The following is a 5,433-nucleotide window of genomic DNA, read 5'->3' as shown; positions in this document are numbered from 1 at the left end:
CCGTTGGTGCTGCTGCTCTTTTGGCAGCCGCTTGTGCCGACGATGATTTAGCAACCGACAAGTCCAACAAGCACACAGGTACCGCCTTAGCATTCAATGTGAGCGATATGCAGATGGATGCCTTGGCACAAAACGGCACAGGGCAAACGCGCGGTTTGAGTATGCAGTCCATTCCAGCAAGCTATCTTGCTCCGCGCAAGATTGAAGCCACAGGCAGCAATCCCCACGACTTTTGCTTGATTGAGTCGACCGTAGAGGGCCTTAACCCTGTGAAAGTAGATGCGAAGACGCGTGGAACGATTCTCACCGCCAGCACACTTGGCACCTTCTCCTCGATTGGCTATCGTGCGGCAAGTCCTACGGCTGCAGCTAATCCGAGCACAGCATTGTTGTGGTTTCATGGTGAGAAGACCAATCCCGATGGCACGTTGCAAAGTCGTTACGATTGGGACTGGCCAGTGAATGTTTATGGTCGCTTCTATGCTGTGTCTCCTGAGGCTACGGCAGCCAATGGCATCACGCTCTCACCGAGCAATTATGCGCAGGTGCCTTATGTGGACTTTGAGGTAAAGAGCAATGTGGTTGACCAAGTAGACTTGATGACAGCCTGCTCGGGTGAGGTGCACTATGAGCATGGCAACGATCCCACGAGCAACCTCAAGTTCACGCATGCCTTAGCGGCTGTGAAGTTCTCCATTGGTAGCAACCTCTCACCTGTCACCATTGAGAAGATTGAAGTATCGGGTGTGAAATACAAAGGTCGTTACGAATTGCCCAATGCGTTGAATGCAATGGGAACATGGACGTCGGTTGACAATGCCACAACCACCGTAACGCTCGATGGGATCAACATGAATGCTGCAGAGATGCCCAACACGATGTTGGCCGGAGCACTCAATCCTGCGACAAATCCCAACAATCGTGCAGGACGCGATGCTTATACATTCTTGATGATTCCGCAAATTTTGCCCGCTAAGACGGAAACCAATCATGCTAAGGTTACAATCTATTACGAGGAAGGTGGCTCTACCAAGCATGTTTCATTTCCACTCACAGGCGAATGGAAGGCCAACACCACACGCGAATATAAGCTTTCGCAGAAGAATTCGAGCTGGGGTTATATCTTCACGTTGGCAAAAGAGAACAAGACATTTGATTATCGAGGTAACGAAACCAATAACGAGGCTGCTTTTGAAGTGACGAGCTATCGTCAGGCACCCGATGGCACGAAACAGCCCGTAGCCTGGAAGGTCACCAAATACGAGGAGTGGGATTATACCACCAATAACTGGGTGACGCGCGCAGCAAAACCCGCTTGGTTAGGCAATATTGCCGACCAGGGTAATGGTAGCACAGCAGCAGAAGTAGGCAACACCGCAGTGAACCCTACTGTTATGGATAAACTTGCCGCTTACAACCAAGTGCTCAAGGAAGCTACGCCCAAAGGCACTGTAAGTAACCCTTATAACCTTGCAAACCCGGGTGGAAATGGTGCTCGCGATGATATTGAAGAGACCGCGAATTGTTATCTCATTTCTGCCCCGGGACACTATTGCATCCCGCTGGTCTATGGCAATGCCATCAAGAACGGTACAACCAACAGTCATGCTTATCAGACCTCCGTTTCCGGCGCTCATGTGCTTCAGCATTTCAAGGACCACGCCGGTCAGGACATCAACAACCCTTGGATAGAGAAGACCAACAGTGGAGCCAACCATGGGGTGGACAATGCCAAGGTGGTTTGGGCAGATGAAGCCGGATTGGTGAAGTTTGGCGCAACCAAGATTGTGCGCGATGCCAACAATAATGCTTTCGTGCAGTTCGAAGTTCCCGCCGATAAAATCAAGAACGGCAATGCCGTCATCGCTGTGATGAAGGGCGGCACAGTCGTTTGGTCGTGGCATCTGTGGTTTGCTCATGACGATGCGCTCAACACCGTCACTTGCACAAACTTTCAAGGCTATAAATACAAGTTCACACAGGAGAACCTTGGCTGGAAATACACCGCTTTGAGTGGTACCAGCTACACCTCGCCCCGCAAGGTCAGGGTGACGGTGGAGCAGACCGTTGCCAATGGCGGCGTGAAACAGTCTGCCTACATCACTATTACGCAGAATCCGGGTAAGGCGCGGCAAGGCTATAACACCCTCTACCAGTTCGGTCGCAAGGATGCCTTCCCCGGCACCGATGCCACGGCCGAAGGCTCTTTCAACAAGAACGGCGGTGATAACATGTCCGTTATGAACGGCATCCAGCATCCCGAGACTTTCTACAATTATGGCACAAGTTGGTACGGCGGCTACGATCTGTACAACAACCTCTGGTCGATGGACAACACCACTACCAGTTATAACGACAATGCCGTGGTCAAGACCATCTACGATCCCTGCCCCGCAGGTTTCCACATGCCTGCCTCCAATGCTTTCACCGGCTTCACGGCGACTGTTCAGTACGAAGGTATGGTGAATGTCAGCGGTGCTTGGGACAACGGGTGGAACTTCAACAACAAGAGATCTTCTCCTGATGCCACCGTATTTTTCCCTGCTTCGGCTTCTCGCGACTACCGCGACGGTTCATTGAGCTACGTGTACGGCAACAACTATTGGGCGGCACACCTGAACGACGTGGGCGGCGGTTGCTGCCTGAACTTCTATCGGGAGAGGTACGTGTACACGCAGGTCAGCTACGGTACGTCGGGCGGGGTCTCCATCCGCCCTGTGGCCGAACCCAAAACGAGGGTGACGCCAAAGACGCCGGGCTCAACCGAGGAAGACTGGAGCAACAACGAAGACATTGATGCCGGCAATATTGATATTTAACAACACAAAAGCAGAAAGAACAATGATGAACATAAAACAAAACAAAGGCCTCTTCGCCCTGTTGCTGTTGGCTGTGCTGACGGCATGCACCAGCGAAGACAACATCACCACCAGCAAGCAACTCATCGAAGTGGGAGGCGACAAGCTGAAAATAGTTATCAACGAAGAGCCATTCGATGTCGAAACAACCGCTCAGACGCGTGCAGGTGGAGTGGCACAAGCCATCCCCGCGGGCACGGTTGATTTGGGCGACGGCCTCGAAGCCGAAGTCTCCATCAGTCAAGGCACCCCAGCCCCCAAGACGCGCGCCACCGTGGTGAGCGACGGGCACTACAACATCTACGCCTACGATGCCAACACCAACCAAATGCTCGTCGGCAAGAAGCTATCGGGCAACGTGGTGGGTGGCGTTTTCACCCCCGATGCCGGCTCACGCTTAGAGTTGGAGGCCGGCACCTACAGGTTTGTTTGCTGCACGGACGGCGTCAGCTTAGATCCGACTTATGGAACCGGAAGTATAATCACTCCGAATATCAACATCAAGAAAGAAATGATTGGCGCAACAGCCCCGATCACCCTTTCGGGCGACGACCAGCAGATTGTTTTCCTGATGTATCACCGCGAGGCACGTGTTCGTTTTCGAATAACCGGCTACACTAATCAGCTCACCAATGTACAGTTAGTGATGGATTTTGGGTCAACCAGTAATCATTATCATTACCTCACAATTCCAACCGGATTTCAAGGCCCTGGCACTGCAATGATGGGTCTTGTCTCCGACACCTACACCATGCCTTCAACGCGCACACAGGCATCGGTCACCTATCCATTAGCCAACGAGTTTTTGAGCGACTACAAATATCTTAGCTGGGATGAAAATCCTTGGAGTGGAATAAATTTAAAGATCTCAGGCACCATCTATGGCAAGACGGTGAGCAAAACCGTTTATTGTCGCTTCGACCACAACACTGTGCTCAAGGACAACGGCACCTACACCATCAACCTCAAGCTCAAACCAACCCCCGCCCTCTATCTGTTCCAAGATGGCAGCTGCGGCGCATTGGCCGAGAAGGGCACGCGCACACCGATTGCAGCTGTGGTGAAAGAGAAGACAAACACCGAGGAAGGAACGGCCATTGCACTGCATAGGGCATTTGATTTCGCGATGACTCCAGATGGTGCTTTCAATAAACAGTCGTTGAGTGTTGCAGATGCAATGAATGATATGAATGGTTATAATTACACCTGGGACGCAGCAACCACTGTTGATAACGAAGTGAAGGCCACAGCACCTAACCCCGCTGGGCTGTCCACCCCATCTGGGTATCGATATGAACCATTCTATTATGCGGGAAACTATAATCCAGGTGTCGCCACAAGCAACATTGGGAAATGGTATTTGCCTGCCTTAGGCGAATGGCGAATGGCCATTAAAGAATTTGCGGGAGTGGATATTGCAGTTCAGACTTCTCTGTATGATACTTATGCTAATTGGGATCGACAGAAAATGAAAAAGGTGTTTGCTTTGGCTGGAGGAGATATTGATACTGATTGGGGGTCTGGTTATTGGGAAAGTAGTACTCAATACAATGATTTTCAGCAAAGTCTTTATGTTTTGGTAAATGATGGTTTTGTTGGTGTTAGTTCTGATACGTTTAACAGTCATGGAGTTGTTCCCTTCGTTCATTTCTAAATGCTGCATGGTTTTTGTAGGAATATGGTCGAAATGCCCCATCGGAGGGTCTGCAAGGGTTGTTTTCAAAATTTGATGCCCAATCGGAGGGTCTGCAAGGGTTGTTTTCAAAATTTGACGCCCAATCGGAGGGTCTGCAAGGGTTGTTTTCAAAATTTGACGCCCATTCAGAGGGTCTGCGAGGGTTGTTTTCAAAATTTGACGCCCATTCAGAGGGTCTGCGAGGGATTTTCCTATGTTCTGTAGATGATTCTGAAACGAAATTCATTTAGAGTTGAGGGGGCGGGAGTGCGCGATGCATTTCCGCCCCCGATTGTTGTGTGTGGGGGAGATTGTTATTGTGGTGGAGTATTGTTAGCGTGTGGGCGAATGGTTGTGGGGAGAACCAAGCCTGTAGGGCTTGTACTTTTGATAGCCCAGGGTTGGCAACGATAGGAGCCTATCCTGGGGAAAGGCGGAGGGAGAAAATCTATGCCATCGGCATTGTACTTTCTTTAAATTCATTTGTGCAAAAGGAATATCATTCGCGAACAAATCCATTTATTGCGTGCGAATGGGCGAGGCATGAAAAAAGAAAGTACAACCCCCAAGGGGGTAGCCTTTTTGCTTGCGTCGTTACCTGGGGTAGCCTCCTATCGTCGGCAATCCTGGGCTATCGAAAGTAAAACCGCGTTGCGGTAGGGCACACCACATAATTGGGAATGCGTAAGCACATGTGTCACCGCGCAAAGGTCGTGATGCATGGCATTGGTTGATGATAGTAGTTGTGCAAAGGTCATGTCGCATAGCATTGGTGGATGGGCATTGGAAAAAATGCCATCGCGCGAGGGCCGATAGGTTGGTAGCAGATGGGCAATGTTATGGACAATCATTCAAATATGGAAAGGCTTGTTAGCAAAGGCTCTGCTCATAACTTTAATT

General features: G+C 50.4%; 2 protein-coding genes. Both read left to right on the top strand.

Going from position 1 to position 5,433, the window contains the following annotated elements; genetic code table 11:
• Positions 1-2,819 (top strand): hypothetical protein (locus X919_RS16895; RefSeq protein WP_036917717.1); only part of this gene is annotated, 2,819 nt, incomplete at its 5' end.
• A 22-nt stretch (positions 2,820-2,841) separates the two neighbouring features.
• Positions 2,842-4,512, top strand: a complete 1,671-nt coding sequence (locus tag X919_RS0108770) for a hypothetical protein (protein ID WP_028899787.1) — start codon at positions 2,842-2,844, stop codon at positions 4,510-4,512.
• The last annotated feature ends 921 nt before the right edge of the window (positions 4,513-5,433 follow it).

This window comes from Prevotella sp. HJM029, from assembly GCF_000599605.1.
GTDB lineage: Bacteria > Bacteroidota > Bacteroidia > Bacteroidales > Bacteroidaceae > Prevotella.
The sequence above is the reverse complement of the archived record's forward strand: the minus strand, read 5'-3'. Positions and strand labels throughout refer to the sequence as shown.